1 protein-coding gene is annotated in these 421 nt (G+C 58.4%); it reads right to left on the reverse strand.

The genetic code is table 11. The features are described 5' to 3' along the window. Positions 1-98 precede the first annotated feature (98 nt). Complete coding sequence (locus FCS21_RS16510) at positions 99-350, reverse strand: YfhL family 4Fe-4S dicluster ferredoxin (protein ID WP_003195146.1); 252 nt, start codon at positions 348-350, stop codon at positions 99-101. Between the last annotated feature and the right edge of the window lie 71 nt (positions 351-421).

Consider the following 421-nt stretch of genomic DNA (forward strand, 5'->3'; position numbering starts at 1 on the left):
CAGCCTCGCCAGGGCTCGACAGCTGCTACGCAGGGGGCTCGGCTCAAGATGTGTAGATACTTATGCCCCGATGAGGCCCTGATAGGCGCTGAAGAACCTCAAGCCTTACCGGTAATCTTCCGGTACTTCTCCATCAACTGCTCTTCCGTCTCCGGATGGGCTTCATCCAGCGGAATGCAATCCACCGGGCACACTTGCTGGCACTGTGGCTCGTCGTAGTGACCGACGCACTGGGTGCACAGGTTGGGGTCGATCACGTAGATCTCTTCGCCCTGGGAGATGGCGGCGTTCGGGCACTCGGGTTCGCAGACGTCGCAATTGATGCAATCGTCGGTGATGATCAAGGACATGGAAACTCCTGCCAGGGCTGTCAGCCAAGGCATCTGAAAACTAATGCGCGCAATTGTGCCGCATTGGCGCC

The organism is Colwellia ponticola (assembly GCF_005885605.1).
In the GTDB taxonomy this organism is placed as follows: Bacteria; Pseudomonadota; Gammaproteobacteria; order Enterobacterales; family Alteromonadaceae; genus Colwellia; species Colwellia ponticola.